Raw genomic sequence first — 14,164 nt, 5'->3', positions numbered from 1 at the left:
TGCCGCTGGCCTACGCCGCCGGCAGCAGCATTGCCAGCATCAGGCCTGGCACGGCCGGCGGCACCAGCGTCAGTTGCTCCAGATAGACCAAGCCGTGCGTTGGATGATGAAAGCCGCGCCGGCCACCCTGCCGTTCCTCCACATCCTGCGACCGCCAGGCATTGGCAAATGCCGGGCTGTCCGCCATCAACTGCTCGACCAGGGCGCGCGTGGGCGGATCTTCCGCATGGCGCAGGCTGTGTACGCGAAACTCCGCCACCAGCCGCGCCGCCCTGTGCGGCCAGTCTTCCACCAGCGCCTGCAGGCCGGGCGACAGGAACATGGCCCGCAGCAGGTTGCGCTCGGTGCTGGCGTCGTCGAGCCATCCCACGAACAGATCGGCCGCCGCCGCGTTCCAGGCCAGCGCCGTCCACTGGCGATCCAGCAGGTAAGCAGGCGCCGCAATCGCCTGCACGCTGGCAAGCAAGGCCTGTGGCACGTCCGGTTCCGCATCCGCCCTGGGCTCCGGCTTGCCGGCAAGCGCGAACAGATAGGCCCGTTCGGCACGCGACAGGCGCAGGGCCTGCGCCAGGCTCGCCAGCGCGCGCACCGACATCGCCACGGGGCGCCCTTGCTCCAGCCACGTTACCCAGGTTGCGCTAAGTCCGGCCAGTTGGGCCACTTCCTCGCGCCGCAGCCCGGGCGTGCGACGCCGCCGGCCCGGCGGCAGGCCGACATCGGCCGGACTGAGCCGCTCGCGATGATTACGCAGGAACGCCCCAAGTTCGGATTCGCGCGATGCAGGAGGAAGTGGCTCGACGGACATGACTGGTGGCGCTTATACCAGGATAAAAGAGTGACTTGTACCGGGAAAACACGGCGTCTACAGTACGTGAACCCCCGGGCCCGGGCAATCCCCCTTCTCTTTTCACCCGTCTAAAATGAACGAGGCACCCCTCATGCAACAGCAGGAACTCGTCGCCGCCCAGTTCGGCGCCACCGCCAACGCATATCTCACCAGCGCCGTCCACGCACAGGGCGCTGACCTGGAACAGCTCAGGCAGGCACTGGCGCACCTGAAGCCGGTGGCGCACAGCCGCGTGCTCGACCTGGGCTGCGGCGCCGGCCATGCCAGCTTTGCCGCCGCAACGGTTGCCAACGAAGTGGTGGCTTACGACCTGTCGGCCGAAATGCTCGATGTCGTGGCCGGTGCGTCCAGGGACCGCGGCCTGTCCAATATCTCCACCCGGCAGGGCGCGGCCGAACGCCTGCCCTTTGACGATGCCAGCTTCTGCGCCGTCGTTTCCCGCATGAGCGCCCATCACTGGCGCGACGTACCGGCCGCCCTGCGCGAAATCCGCCGCGTGCTGAAGCCCAACGGCAAAGTGGTGCTGATCGACATCGTCGGCGCGGAAGACCCGCTCTGCGACACATGGTTGCAGTCGGTCGAACTGCTGCGCGATCCATCGCATATCCGCGACTACACGCCGGTGGCCTGGGCGCGGATGTTCGGGCAGGCGGGATTCGAGGTGGAGGTGTCGCCGGTCTGGCGGATCGAGATCGAATTCCAGAGCTGGGTGACGCGCATGCGCACGCCGGAGGTGGCCCAGGCGGCAATCCGTCATCTGTGGGACAAGGCACCCGCCGAAGTACGCGACCGCTACCGCGTGCAGGCCGACGGCAGCTTTGCGCTGGAAGCCGCATTGGTGACGGCGGTGCCGGCGGGCTGATGCCCGGCAGCTTGACGGCCGTGGTGACTTAGTCAGTCACCACTTCGGCCGGAATCGGCATGGTCTGGACCATTTCCCAGACCGCGGCGGCGGCCGGCGACAGCGACCGGTCTTCGCGCCGCACCATGACGATGCTGCGTTCCTCGCGCGGCGTCAGCGGTTTCGACACCAGCGGCGACGCCGCCGGCAACGGCAGCGAGAACGAAGGCAGCACCGACGCGCCGATCCCTGCCTCCACCATCCCGAACACGCTGGCCGAGTGGCCCAGCTCCTGCACCACCTGCGGCGCCACGCCGTGACGCGCCATGATGCGGTCGATCAGAGGCCGGCTGCCCGACGCAAAGTCCAGCAGCACCAGGCGCTCGCCATGCAACGCGCTCCAGGGCACCGACTCGGCGCCGGCAAGCGGGTGGTCTCTTCGACACACAAAACAGAACGGATCAGTCGCCAACGGGGCGATGGTCAACCCTTCCCGTGCCAGCGGATCGATCAGCACGCCGAAATCCACGGCGCCGGCGCGAATCTGCTCCAGCCCGTCGGCCTGGACGTTGTCGCGCACAAACAACCGGATCTCGGGGTACTGGCTGGCGCACGCCGCCACGTACATCGGCATCAGCCGCGCCGAGATGGTCGGGGCGCTGGCTATCACTACCCTTCCGCGATAGCGCTCGCCCAGCTGCCGGGTTTCTTCGAGCGTGTCATCGAGCTGGCCCAACAGTCGCTCCAGTGCCGGGACCAGCGCGGTGCCGGCATCCGTCAGCACCACTTCACGCGTGGTGCGGTCCAGCAGACGCACGCCAAGCGCCTCTTCCAGCTCGGCCACACCGCGGCTGACGGCGGGCTGGGTGAGGCCAACGGCGTCCGCCGCCCGGCTGAAACTGCCGTGCGCCGCCACCGCAAGAAAGACCCGCAACTGCCGCAGTGTGTAATTCATGCAACTAAAAAATGAATAAATGAAATAAATGAATTTGCATTCTAAGCAAGACAAGCGTCCAATACCAAGCGGAAACCCTTACGCACTATCCCCAATGTCTACCCTTCTCGCCCCCTTCAAGAAGATTTACGACCTGATCGACGGGTTCGTTCTCATCATGCTGTGCGCCATCGGCATCGCGCTGGTCGCGCCGGAAATTGGCGCCGGCGATGGTCCGCTGCATCTCGGCATCGTGACCAGCCTTGGTGTCGCGCTCGTGTTTTTCCTGCACGGCGCCGCATTGTCGCGCGACAAGCTCGTGGCCGGGGCCAAGCACTGGCGCCTGCACGTCTTCGTGCAGTCGTTCACCTACGTCGTGTTTCCGATCGTCGGTGTACTGCTGATGCTGTCGCTGCGCAACACGCTGCCGGCCGAACTGCTGCTTGGCGTGTTCTACCTGTGTGCGCTGCCGTCCACGGTATCGTCGTCGGTCGCCATGACGTCGATGGCGCGCGGCAACGTGCCGGGCGCCATCTTCAACGCCACCATTTCGGGCCTGATCGGCATGGCGCTGACCCCGCTGCTGATGGGCCTGGTGATCAGCGCCAGCGGCGCCTCGATGCCGCTGGGCCGCGCGCTGACTGGCGTGGCGCTGCAACTGCTGCTGCCGTTTGCGCTGGGCCAGGCATTCCGCCCGCTGATCGGCAACTGGCTTGCCAAGAAGAAGCAGATCACCAACAAGATCGACCGTGGCGTGATCGTGCTGATCGTATATTCGTCGTTTTGCGATGCTACCGCCGCCGGCCTGTGGCACCAGTACTCGTGGCAGACCATCGGCGCAGTGATGGGCATTGCCGCCGTGATGCTGTTCGTGATCCTGGGCACCACCACGTTCACGGCGCGGCGCCTGGGCTTCTCGGTCGAGGACGAAATCACCGCCGTCTTCTGCGGCTCGAAGAAGAGCCTTGCCAACGGCATCCCGATGGCAAAGATCCTGTTCGCCGGCCACCCGGCACTGGGCCTGCTGGTGCTGCCGCTGATGGTCTACCACCAGCTGCAACTGATCGTGTGCTCGGTGATCGCCGCCCGCTACGCCACCCGCGACGACATCAAGGAAGCGCGCAACGCGGTGCGCGCCTGATCGTCATTCGTCCAGTCCAATAAAAAACGGCGCCTCGGCGCCGTTTTTTCATGCGTGCGGTGTCTTACACCGACGGGTTCTTCGACAGCGGCGGATTCTTGGCGAAGTAAGCCTTGATACCGCGCAGGATCGCGTTTGCCAGCTGCTCCTGGTGCGCGTCGTCGTTGAGCTTGCGTTCCTCTTCCGGATTGGAAATGAACGCGGTCTCGATCAGGATCGACGGGATATCGGGCGCCTTCAGCACGGCAAACCCGGCCTGCTCGACGCTGCCCTTGTGCAACCGGTTGATGCCGCCGATTTCCTGCAGCACCGACTTGCCCACCTGCATGCTGTCGTTGATCTGCGCCGTGGTGGACAGGTCCAGCAGTACGCGCGACACCTGGGCGTCCTTGTTGCCCATGTTGGTGCCGCCGATCAGGTCGGCGTTGTTTTCCTTGTTGGCCAGCCAGCGCGCGGCCGAACTCGACGCGCCGCGCTCGGACAGCGCAAACACCGACGCCCCGCGCGCTTCCGGCGAAACAAAGGCATCGGCGTGGATCGACACGAACAGGTCGGCCTGCACGCGCCGCGCCTTCTGCACGCGCACGTTCAGGGGCACGAAGAAGTCCGAATCGCGCGTCATCATGGCGCGCATATTGGGCTCCGAATCGATCTTCTTGCGCAGGCGCGTGGCGATCTGCAGCACCACGTCCTTCTCGCGCGATCCCGCCGCGCCAATGGCGCCCGGATCTTCGCCGCCATGGCCCGGGTCCAGCGCCACGGTCAGCAGCCGGCGCATCTTGAACTGGCTCGGCGGCGGGACGTTGGTCTGCGCGATCGGGGGCGGCACGGGCGGTGCGGCCGGCCTGTCGGCCGCCGACGGCGTCGACGGCTTCGGCTTCACGGCGGCGATGGCGGGCGGCGGCGCAGTGGTGGCGGGCGGCAGTTGGCCGCGGTCCTCGAACTTGCGCACGATGGCGCCGATGGCATCTTCCTCGGCCCCGGCAGGCGCGCCGGCCACCGTGGCATCGCTGCCGGCAGGTGGCGGGGTCGCGGCAAAGCGGCGCTGCTTGTCCTCGGTGTCGCGCACAAGCTTCCAGAGCGGATCGGGCGGATTGACCGGATACAGGTCGAACACGAGCCGGTTCTTGTATTCGGCAATCGGCAGCAGCGTGAACACCTGCGGAGACACGTCCTCCTTCAGGTCGAACACCATCCGTACCACGCGCGGCCGGTTCTGGCCCACGCGCACCGACTGGATATACGGGTCATTCGGGGTGATCTTCGCCACCAGCTCGCGCAGCGTGGGCGACAGGTCCAGGCCGTCGATGTCCACGACCAGGCGGTCGGGATTGCGGATCATCTGGTGGACGGCCACGAGCTTCTCGTCGGATTCGATCGTGACGCGGGTGTAGTCCTCGGCGGGCCAGACGCGCACGGCCACGATGCCGGCGCCGAACGCGATCTGCGGGCCAGCCAGCGACAGCACCACCGTCCCGGCACCAGCCTTCAGGGCCTGCGCCATCCATTTGCGGCGGGCCTGAAGCAGTCCGTCGGGTCCATCGGGTCGGTCGGTGGCAAGTCGCTTGATCAGCATGCGTTCAGCAGGATAAGTCCAGTGGGAGTATAGGCGCGCAACGTCGCCATGCGGCGATCCGCGCCATCTTCATCCCCATTAACGGCAATTTGTGGCACGCGGTTGTCCGATTGGAGCAACACGTGCAGATCGGGTTCCCCAAGCAGGCGCCCGGCCTTCTCCGGCCACTCCACCAGATTGAACGCGGGCTCGGCGAAACAGTCGCGAAAACCGGCGTCGATCCATTCTTCGGGATCGGCAAAACGGTAGAGATCGAAGTGGTAGACGGTCAGCGGCGAGCCATCGGCGCGCTGCACGTCGTAGGGCTCGCACAGCGTGTAGGTAGGGCTGCGGACCTTGCCGGCATGGCCCAGCGCGCGCAGCACGGCGCGCGACAGCGTGGTCTTGCCCGCGCCAAGGTCTCCGGACAGCTGGACATGCACCGTGCGCGGCGGCATGTTGCGCACCGCGCCGGCCAGCGCCGCGCCAAACCGTTCGGTGGCGATTTCGTCGGGCAGCGGCAGGATGCGTTCTTCGAGCAAGGGCATTGCGTACAATTCAGGGATGATCGACCGTGCAGTGCCCGCCCCTACCCCCGCGCAAACCGCGCATCCCGCAGAAGATTCCGCTCCGGCGCGCCCAGATTCCGCCTCCGTCACCACGGACGTGGACCTGGCATCGCTGGCGGCATCCCTGCGCGGCTGGGGCCGCGCGCTCGGATTCGATGAAATCCGCATTGCCGATGTCGATCTGCGGCACGCCGAAGCGGGCCTGCTGGCGTGGTTGCAGGCGGGCTACCACGGCGACATGGATTATATGGCCAACCACGGCGCAAAGCGCGCCCGGCCGCATGAACTGGTGCCCGGCACGGTGCGCGCCATCGTTGCCCGCATGCCATACCTGCCCGCGCAGGGCCCCGACGACTGGCGCCGCCACGAACTGGCGCGGCTCGACGACCCCGCTACCGCCGTGATCTCGCTCTATGCGCGCGGACGCGACTATCACAAGGTGCTGCGCAACCGGCTGCAGCAGCTGGCGGCGCGCATCGAGACGGAAATCGGAAAATTTGGCTATCGCGTGTTCACCGACTCGGCCCCGGTCATGGAAGTGGCGCTGGCAAGCCAGGGCGGCCTGGGCTGGCGCGGCAAGCACACGTTGCTGCTGGACCGTGCCGGCGGGTCGATGTTCTTCCTCGGAGAAATACTGGTCGATATCCCGCTGCCGGCCGATCCGGCGGAGGCGCCCCATTGCGGCAACTGCCGCCGCTGCATCGACATCTGCCCCACCGGCGCCATCCTGGAGCCGTACCGGCTGGACGCGCGCCGTTGTATTTCCTACCTGACGATCGAGCACAAGGGCGCGATTCCCGAGGCATTGCGCGCACCGATGGGCAACCGCGTCTATGGCTGCGACGACTGCCAGCTGGCCTGTCCGTGGAACAAGTTCGCGCACCGCGCCACGCTGCCCGATTTCGACGTGCGCAACGGCTTTGACGCCCCCGACATGGCCGAACTTTTCGGCTGGACCGAAGCGGAATTCAACCAGCGGCTCGAAGGCAGCCCGATCCGCCGGATTGGTCACGAGCGCTGGCTGCGCAACCTGGCGGTGGGGCTGGGCAACAGCCTGCGCGCGGCGTCGGCCGGCGACCCGGCCCTGGCCCGGCGCATCCGCGCGGCCCTGCTGGCCCGGCGCGATACCGCCACGCCGCTCGTGCGCGAGCACATCGACTGGGCGCTGGCCCAGGACACCGCTGGCTGAACGGCCCCGAACCGGGCCGATCGGCTAGCTGACCAGCGACAGCCAGACCGGCGTGGTCACCACGGCCGCCACCGTCATGGCCGAAATGGTGGCCGCCACCATCGGCCCGTTGCCACCCATGCGCACGGCCAGGATGTACGCGCTGGACGCCGTGGGCAGCGACGCATAGATGACCACGATCTGGTACTGCAGCGTGGTCAGCGGCAGATACTTCCCGACCAGCCACGCAAAGCACGGCATCGCCAGCAGCTTCACGCCGCTCCACCAGGCCATCGGGCCCGCCGCACCGGTGGCCCCGCTCATCTGCAGGCCGGCGCCCACGGTCATCAGGCCCAGCGCGGTCGATGCCGAGCCCAGGCGGCCCAGCGTCATGCCGATCACCTCGGGTGGATGCAGGCCCAGCAGGTTCGTTGCCAGGCCGATGGCCGTAGCCAGGATCAGCGGATTGCGTGCCAGCTCGCGCAGCAGCTTCGATTCGCCATGCTGCGCCAGGGCCCACACCGCCGCCACATTGCACAGCGGCACGGTCACGCCGACGACCAGCGCCATCATCGCCAGCCCCTCGCCGCCGCCAAGCCGCGCCGCCAGGGCCAGCCCGATATAGGAATTGAAGCGGAAAGCGGTCTGGAAACCCGAGGCAAAGTCGATCGGGTCGGGCCGCAGCACGTAGCGCACCAGATAGCCGGTGGCCATGCCGAAAGCCATCGTGGCAAGCGCCAGGCCGAGCATGGCCGAGGTCGAAGAGAAGTCGAATTTCGCGCTGTTGGTGGATTGCAACAGCAGCGCCGGAAACAGGACGAAGTAGACCAGGCGTTCCACGCCGGCCCAGAAGGCGCGGTCGAACGAGGTGAATCGAACCAGCAGCCAGCCGATAAGGATCAGGCTGAAATCCGGCACCAGCAGCAGGGCGGCAGACATGTCTCGAATGCTTTGTAGTTATCGTGGCGCCCGACGGCAGGCTTCGTGAAAAGTGAAGACTAGGGCAGATCCGGATGGGTATTTTTTCAGAATTCCGACAACATGGCACGCTGAATTTCGCCTTGCCCGCGGCTTTGCCGCCACCTGTCGCACCATGAAGTCCACGCAGTCTTCGCCCCGCCGATTCACGCTTGCCCGCCGCCTTGCCGTTTCGCTGTGCGCGACGCTGGCGCTCGGCCTGCTGTTGCCGTCGGTATCCGCGATGGAGATTGGCGGCGTGCGCTTCGACGACATGGCGCGCCTGGGCGGCCGGCAGTTGCCGCTCAACGGCACCGGGCTGCGGCAGGTATTCGTGATCAAGGGCTACGCGGCAGGGCTGTACCTGCCTGAGCGGGCCCGCAATGCCACCGTGGTACTGGGCTCGCCGGGCCCGAAGCGGCTGCAGATCCGCCCGCTGCGCGAGGTGGAATCGGCGCAGTTCGTGAAGGCCCTCAACGACGGGCTGCGCGAGAACCATTCCGAATTGCAGATGCAGCTGCTGTCCGACCGCGTGACGCTGCTGGAACGCACGATGACCCAGCTGGGCACGGCCCAGCGCGGCGACATCATCAATTTCGACTTTACGCCCGAAGGCGGAACCGCCGTGACGCTGAACGGCATTCCGCGCGGCCAGGCCATTCCGGGCGAGGATTTCTACCAGGCGGTGCTGCGCATCTTCCTGGGCGAACACCCGGTGGACCGCAACCTGAAGCGCGGCCTGCTGGGCGGCTGATTCCGAAGCACGCCGGCGCACCGCTGCAACCGCAGCGGCGCACCGGTGTTTCATGACCTCCCCGGGCGCGATCCGCCCGGCTTCAACGACGGGAGACTCTCCTCAATGCAAGCTCACAAGAAAGCCCTGATCCTGGCTTCGACGGTCTTCATGGCCGCCGCCTCCGTGGCATCCGTAGCACAAGCACAGAGCAACTATCCGACCAAGCCGATCCGCCTGATCATTCCGTTCGCGCCGGGCGGCACGACCGACATCGTCGGCCGCGGCGTGGCCGACCAGATGAGCCGTATCCTGGGTCAGCCGGTGGTGGTGGAAAACCGCGCCGGTGGCGGCGGCTCGATCGGCGCCGACGCCATCGCCAAGTCGGCCCCGGACGGCTACACCATCGGCATCTCCACGGTGTCGACGATGGCCGTGAACCCGGCCTGCAACCCGAAGCTGTCGTACGACCCGATCAAGGACTTCAAGCCCATCGCCAACGTGGCGAACGTGGCGAACGTGATCGCGGTGAATCCGAACTTCCCGGCCAAGGACTACAAGGAATTCCTGGCCGTGCTGAAGGCCAACCCGGGCAAGTATTCGTACGCGTCGTCGGGCACCTGCGGCTTCGGCCACATGCTGGGCGAGCAGTTCAAGGTGTCGACCAAGACGTTCATGGTTCACATTCCGTACCGTGGCGCAGGCCCGGCACTGAACGACGTGCTGGCCGGCCAGGTGCCGATCATGGTGGACAACCTGCCGTCGTCGATGCCCTACATCAAGGCCGGCAAGCTGCGCCCGATCGTGGTGGCCTGGAACAAGCGCGTGGATGGCCTGGCAAACGTGCCGACCTTCGGCGAAATGGGCCTGAAGGAGCCGAACGATCCGGCCTGGTACGGCCTGGTGGCCCCGGCCGGCACGCCTGACGACATCATCGCCAAGCTGAACGGCGCGGTGGTCAAGGCGCTGCAGGACAAGGGCTTCGTGGACCGCCTGCAAGCCGCCGGCGCCGAGCCGTCGGGCAACACGCCGGCCCAGCACGCCGCCGAGATCAAGAAGGAATTCGACAAGATGAAGAACCTGGTGAAGGTTCAGAACATCAAGCTGGAGCAGTAAGCCAGTCGAGCTGCGCAAAGGTGTTTTCCCCTCTCGCGCCTGTGCGGGAGAGGGGTCGGGGGAGAAGGCAGGCGCCTGATCCCGCTGACGCCTTCCGCCAGGGACCACCACACTGGTGGTCCTTTTTGTTTTCTGCGGCTGGCGGGCATGCGCTGCCGGATATTGACCCGCCCGCCTCACTCCCGCCCCTCTCCCGCAGACCGGAGAAGGGAGAAAACCAAGGGTGAGTTCGGCAAAAAGGCATAAAATCCGGACCTGGTCATTTCATCCAGCCACCCACCATGCAACGTCCCTTCGATGCCGTCCTGCCCGCGCCATTCGGCAAGGTCGGCGTGCGCGTCGATGGCGCGCAGATCCACGAGATCGTCTACCTGCCCGATTCGTTTGCCGACATCGCGCCGGCCGATGCGCTGACACGGCGCGTGGCCGAGCAGCTCGCGGCCTACTACGGCAACCCGGACATGGTCTTCGACCTGCCGCTGGCGGCGCGCGGCACCGATTTCCAGCGCAAGGTCTGGAATGCGATCTGCGCCGTGCCGCGCGGCGGGCTGACCACATACGGCACTATCGCCAAATCGCTGCAGAGCATGCCGCGCGCGGTGGGCCAGGCCTGCGGACAGAACTGGTTTCCGATCGTGATCCCGTGCCATCGCGTGGTGGCCGCCAACGGCCTCGGCGGCTTCGCCCATCACGGCGAGGAAGGCTTTCACCTGGGCGTCAAGCGCTGGCTGCTGCGCCATGAGGGGGCAATGCTCCTATGAGCGCGGTGCTGGCCGACGACCTGGCGCTGGTCGACCGCTTCTGCGATGCGCTGTGGCTCGAAGACGGGCTGTCGAAGAACACCATCGATGCCTATCGGCGCGACCTGGCGCTGCTGACGCGCTGGCTGCACGAGACCGACACCTGCGCGCTGCTGGCCGTCGACGACACGGCGCTGTCCGGCTACTTTGCTGCACGCCACATGGATACCCGCGCATCATCGGCCAACCGGCGCCTGACGGTCTTCCGCCGCTTCTACCAGTGGGCGCTGCGCGAGCACATGATCGAGGCCGACCCCTGCCTGCTGCTGCGTCCGGCCAAGCAGCCGCCGCGCTTTCCGAAGACGCTGTCCGAAGGCCAGGTCGAGGCGCTGCTCGAAGCCCCCGACGAGGACACGCCGCTGGGCCTGCGCGACCGCACCATGCTCGAACTGATGTACGCAAGCGGGCTGCGCGTGTCCGAGCTGACGAACATGAAGACGATCGAAATCGGGCTCAACGAGGGCGTGGCGCGCGTGGTCGGGGGCAAGGGCAACAAGGAACGGCTGGTGCCGTTTGGCGCCCAGGCCGGCGACTGGCTGCGCCGCTATCTGGCCGAAAGCCGGCCCGCGCTGCTGGCCGGCCGCGCCTGCGACGAACTGTTTGTCACCCAGCGCGGCGAAGGCATGACGCGCCAGACGTTCTGGCACCTGATCAAGAAGCATGCGCGCCAGGCTGGCGTCCACGCCCCGCTGTCGCCGCATACGCTGCGGCATGCGTTTGCCACGCACCTGCTGAACCACGGCGCCGACCTGCGCGTGGTGCAGCTGCTGCTGGGCCATGCCGACATCTCCACCACGCAGATCTACACGCACGTGGCGCGCGAGCGCCTGCGCGAGCTGCACCTGCATCACCATCCGCGCGGCTGAGCCGGCGCGGACCATCCTTTCCATGAGCAAGCAGAAACACATCTCCGAAACACCGGCCACGCAGATGCTGCGCAAGCAGGGCGTGGCATTCGGCGAGCATGCCTATGACTATGTCGACCACGGCGGCACCGGCGAATCGTCGCGCCAGCTTGGCGTGCCCGAGCACAACGTGGTGAAGACGCTGGTGATGGAAGACGAGGCCGCCAGGCCGCTGATCGTGCTGATGCACGGCGACTGCTCGGTATCGACCAAGAACCTGGCGCGTCAGATTGGCTGCAAGAGCGTGCAGCCGTGCAAGCCCGAGGTGGCCCAGCGCCACAGCGGCTACATGGTGGGCGGCACGTCGCCTTTCGGCACCAGGAAACGCATGCCGGTCTATGTGGAAGGCACCGTGCTGGCGCTGGACACCATCTATATCAACGGCGGGCGGCGCGGCTACCTGGTCAGCATCGCCCCGGGCGTGCTGACCGACCTGCTGGACGCCAAGGCGGTGACTTGCGCGCTGCCCGACTGATGCCGACCAGGCCGGCCGCCAGATTGCGGGAAGCCGGGGAAACCACGGAGTCCGCTGCCGCCGTGCCGCGCTACAATCGCGCCAGCCTGAAATTCCTTGTCTTTATTCCCACACAATGGTCAACCTGATATTTGCCGTCATCGCCTACCTGATCGGATCGGTGTCGTTCGCCGTCGTGGTCAGCAAGGTCATGGGCCTGCCCGATCCGCACAGCTACGGCTCCGGCAACCCCGGCGCCACCAACGTGCTGCGCACCGGCAACAAGAAGGCCGCCATCATGACGCTGATCGGCGATGGCCTGAAGGGCTATGTGGCGGTCATGCTGGTCAAGCACCTGGGCCCGGGCTACGGCGTGGACGATACCGGCATCGCGCTGGCCGCGCTGGCCGTGTTCCTGGGCCACCTGTACCCGGTATTCCACCGCTTCGCGGGCGGCAAGGGCGTGGCAACCGCGGCCGGCATCCTGTTCGCCATCCACCCGCTGCTGGGGGCCGGCACGCTGGCCAGCTGGCTCATCATCGCGTTCTTCTTCCGCTATTCGTCGCTGGCCGCGCTGGTGGCCGCGATCTTTGCGCCGTTCTTCTACGTGCTGATGTTCGGCGTGGATATCATCGCCGGCGCCGTGCTGGTCATCAGCGTACTGCTGATCGCGCGTCACCGTAGCAATATCGCCAAGCTGCTGGCCGGCAAGGAAAGCCGGATCGGGGAAAAGAAGAAGGTTTGAGGTTGAGCCACCGAGGGTGGTCTCCCCTCTCCCACTGGTGGGAGAGGGGCGGGGGAGAGGGCAGGCGGCTCAAGATGCGACGGTCGCATTTTGTATTGCCGCGCCCTCTCCCCCGACCCCTCTCCCGCGCTGCGGGAGAGGGGAGTGTAGTGGTCCAATTTCCTCAGACAGGTCGATAGGTGGAAAATCACGATCGACGAGGAAAGACGACATGACAAAGCAACGCCGCAAGTTTGACGCTGCCTTCAAGCTGGAGGTAGTCCGGATGATCCGGGATCAGGGCCTATCGGTCGCCGAGGTTTGCCACACGATGGCGATTGGCGAGACCGCCTTACGGCGCTGGCTGGTCCAGTACGACCTTGAAGTGGCTGGCGGCAAGGGAGTGGGCAAGCCGCTGACGCCTGAGCAGCAGCGCATTCGCCAGCTCGAAGAGGAAAACCGCCGCCTGAAGGAGGACAACCTGATCCTAAAAAAGGCATCGGCCTTCTTCGCCCGCGAACTCAAGTGATCTATCGAGTGGTTAGCGGATTGCAGAAGGAGGCGATCGCCATCAGTCGGGCATGCCGGGTGCTGGGCGTGAGCCGGGCGGGGTATTACGCGGCCGGGCGAGAGCCTGCCACCAAGGAGAAGGCCTTGCGGCAGGCGGTGTATGTGCGGGCGGCGTTCGAGGCCAGCGGACGTACCTACGGCAGCCGGCGCGTGGCGCAGGATTTGGACAGGCAGGGGGTGAAGATCGGGCGCTATCGGGCCCGCACGCTGATGCGCCAGGAGAATCTGCACCCGGTGTGGAAGCGCAAGTTCGTGGCGACGACTGACAGCCGGCATGGCAGGCCGGTGGCGCCGAACGTGCTGAGCAGGCAGTTCAGGCCCGCACAGCCCAACCGGGCCTGGGTGTCGGACATCACGTATGTGCGCACGGGGGAAGGCTGGTTGTATCTGGCGGTGGTGTTGGACCTGTATTCGCGCAAGGTAGTGGGCTGGGCCAGCGCAGCGGCCATGCCCGCCGCGCTGGTGGCGTCGGCCTTGAAGATGGCCATCCTGCAGCGCAATCCGGCGCCCGGACTGATAGTGCATTCGGACCGGGGCAGCCAGTATGCAAGCGAGGAGTACCAGGGATTGCTGGCGCGCCACGGCCTGGTTTGCAGCATGAGCCGGGCCGGCGATTGCTGGGATAACGCTGTAGCAGAACGCTTCTTCCTGAACCTGAAGATGGAGCGCGTCTGGCAGAGGCGGTACGTCGACCGGGCCGAAGCCCGGCGCGACATCACGCAGTACATCGTGGGTTTCTACAACCCGGTGCGCTTGCATTCGACACTGGGCTACACGTCGCCAACAGACTACGAGGACAAGTTCCAACAGACCACCCTAATACCTGTCTGAAAAAACTTGACCACTACAG

General features: G+C 66.3%; 15 protein-coding genes. 10 read left to right on the top strand and 5 right to left on the bottom strand.

Annotated elements, in window-relative coordinates; genetic code table 11:
• Window positions 1-10 precede the first annotated feature (10 nt).
• The gene (locus ACOABP_RS11870; protein WP_474225182.1) at window positions 11-805 is read right to left on the bottom strand and encodes a helix-turn-helix transcriptional regulator; all 795 of its coding nucleotides are present in this window, start codon (window positions 803-805) and stop codon (window positions 11-13) included.
• 133 nt (window positions 806-938) lie between these two features.
• On the opposite strand from ACOABP_RS11870, the gene ACOABP_RS11865 reads away from it, so the two are divergent.
• Window positions 939-1,709, top strand: a complete 771-nt coding sequence (locus ACOABP_RS11865) for a class I SAM-dependent methyltransferase (RefSeq protein ID WP_474225181.1) — start codon at window positions 939-941, stop codon at window positions 1,707-1,709.
• A gap of 28 nt (window positions 1,710-1,737) precedes the next feature.
• On the opposite strand, the gene ACOABP_RS11860 is transcribed toward ACOABP_RS11865, so the two are convergent.
• Complete coding sequence (locus ACOABP_RS11860; RefSeq protein ID WP_474225179.1) at window positions 1,738-2,643, bottom strand: LysR family transcriptional regulator; 906 nt, start codon at window positions 2,641-2,643, stop codon at window positions 1,738-1,740.
• 94 nt (window positions 2,644-2,737) lie between these two features.
• On the opposite strand from ACOABP_RS11860, the gene ACOABP_RS11855 reads away from it, so the two are divergent.
• The gene (locus tag ACOABP_RS11855) at window positions 2,738-3,763 is read left to right on the top strand and encodes a bile acid:sodium symporter family protein (RefSeq protein WP_474225178.1); all 1,026 of its coding nucleotides are present in this window, start codon (window positions 2,738-2,740) and stop codon (window positions 3,761-3,763) included.
• Window positions 3,764-3,827: 64 nt separating this feature from the next.
• Here the strand turns inward: ACOABP_RS11855 and ACOABP_RS11850 are convergent, their stop codons facing one another.
• Window positions 3,828-5,339, bottom strand: coding sequence for an N-acetylmuramoyl-L-alanine amidase (locus ACOABP_RS11850; protein WP_474225176.1), 1,512 nt, complete (start codon window positions 5,337-5,339; stop codon window positions 3,828-3,830).
• A complete protein-coding gene (gene tsaE / locus ACOABP_RS11845) occupies window positions 5,333-5,866 on the bottom strand; it encodes a tRNA (adenosine(37)-N6)-threonylcarbamoyltransferase complex ATPase subunit type 1 TsaE (protein WP_474225175.1) in 534 nt (177 codons plus the stop codon). The genes ACOABP_RS11850 and tsaE overlap by 7 nt, the downstream gene beginning before the upstream one ends.
• Before the next feature lie 16 nt (window positions 5,867-5,882).
• Here tsaE and queG point away from each other — a divergent pair, with 16 nt between their 5' ends.
• Entirely contained in the window at window positions 5,883-7,076 is a 1,194-nt protein-coding gene (gene queG, locus ACOABP_RS11840; protein WP_474225174.1) for a tRNA epoxyqueuosine(34) reductase QueG, read from the top strand.
• Between the two features lie 24 nt (window positions 7,077-7,100).
• Here queG and ACOABP_RS11835 read toward each other — a convergent pair whose 3' ends face one another.
• Entirely contained in the window at window positions 7,101-7,994 is an 894-nt protein-coding gene (locus ACOABP_RS11835) for an AEC family transporter (RefSeq protein ID WP_474225172.1), read from the bottom strand.
• A gap of 154 nt (window positions 7,995-8,148) precedes the next feature.
• Here ACOABP_RS11835 and ACOABP_RS11830 point away from each other — a divergent pair, with 154 nt between their 5' ends.
• The 7 genes from ACOABP_RS11830 to ACOABP_RS11800 all read left to right on the top strand — a co-directional run bounded on the left by ACOABP_RS11830 (window position 8,149) and on the right by ACOABP_RS11800 (window position 14,145).
• Window positions 8,149-8,766 (top strand): chalcone isomerase family protein, encoded by a 618-nt coding sequence (locus tag ACOABP_RS11830; RefSeq protein WP_474225170.1) that lies wholly within the window; start codon window positions 8,149-8,151, stop codon window positions 8,764-8,766.
• A gap of 105 nt (window positions 8,767-8,871) precedes the next feature.
• Window positions 8,872-9,861 carry a tripartite tricarboxylate transporter substrate binding protein BugE gene (locus ACOABP_RS11825; RefSeq protein ID WP_474225168.1) on the top strand — a complete coding sequence of 330 codons (990 nt, stop codon included), beginning with the start codon at window positions 8,872-8,874 and terminating at the stop codon, window positions 9,859-9,861.
• A gap of 281 nt (window positions 9,862-10,142) precedes the next feature.
• Window positions 10,143-10,622: a methylated-DNA--[protein]-cysteine S-methyltransferase gene (locus ACOABP_RS11820; RefSeq protein WP_474225166.1), complete on the top strand. Its 480-nt coding sequence runs from the start codon at window positions 10,143-10,145 to the stop codon at window positions 10,620-10,622.
• Window positions 10,619-11,527, top strand: a complete 909-nt coding sequence (xerD, locus tag ACOABP_RS11815) for a site-specific tyrosine recombinase XerD (protein ID WP_474225165.1) — start codon at window positions 10,619-10,621, stop codon at window positions 11,525-11,527. The genes ACOABP_RS11820 and xerD overlap by 4 nt, the downstream gene beginning before the upstream one ends.
• Window positions 11,528-11,549: 22 nt before the next feature.
• Window positions 11,550-12,041, top strand: a complete 492-nt coding sequence (locus ACOABP_RS11810) for an aminoacyl-tRNA deacylase (RefSeq protein WP_066739392.1) — start codon at window positions 11,550-11,552, stop codon at window positions 12,039-12,041.
• A gap of 115 nt (window positions 12,042-12,156) precedes the next feature.
• The gene (plsY, locus tag ACOABP_RS11805; protein WP_474225163.1) at window positions 12,157-12,765 is read left to right on the top strand and encodes a glycerol-3-phosphate 1-O-acyltransferase PlsY; all 609 of its coding nucleotides are present in this window, start codon (window positions 12,157-12,159) and stop codon (window positions 12,763-12,765) included.
• Between the two features lie 211 nt (window positions 12,766-12,976).
• A protein-coding gene (locus tag ACOABP_RS11800) for an IS3 family transposase (protein WP_474224667.1) occupies window positions 12,977-14,145 on the top strand; the annotation gives its coding sequence in 2 pieces (ribosomal slippage) (window positions 12,977-13,244 and window positions 13,244-14,145; 1,170 coding nt in all).
• Window positions 14,146-14,164 lie beyond the last annotated feature (19 nt).

It is taken from the genome of Cupriavidus sp. HE11 (assembly GCF_056097175.1).
Note: the sequence above shows the minus strand (reverse complement) of the source record. Positions and strands in the feature narration are given on the sequence as shown.